Here is a 307-nt window from a genome sequence, read left to right as displayed (position 1 = left end):
ATAAGATCGTTTCTTATAACCCTGCTAATAAAACAGAAGTGATTGGCCGTGTGTCTAAAGCAAACCGTGATCTTGCTGAAAAAGCAATGCAAGCTGCAGTAGAAGCATTTAAAACGTGGAAAAAAGTAAAAGCAGAAACACGTGCAGATGTTTTATTCAAAGCAGCTGCCATCATTCGCCGCCGTAAGCATGAGTTCTCTGCACTTTTAACAAAAGAAGCGGGCAAGCCATGGAATGAAGCAGATGCTGATACAGCAGAAGCGATCGATTTCCTTGAATTCTATGCACGTCAAATGTTGAACATTAA

1 protein-coding gene is annotated in these 307 nt (G+C 40.7%); it reads left to right on the top strand.

The features are described 5' to 3' along the window. On the top strand, positions 1-307 hold a 307-nt coding region (locus tag ASU02_RS26170; RefSeq protein WP_232426340.1), incomplete at both ends, for an aldehyde dehydrogenase family protein.

This window comes from Cytobacillus praedii (assembly GCF_001439605.1).
Taxonomy (GTDB): domain Bacteria; phylum Bacillota; class Bacilli; order Bacillales; family Cytobacillaceae; genus Cytobacillus; species Cytobacillus praedii.
This window is presented reverse-complemented; position numbering and strand designations above follow the sequence as displayed.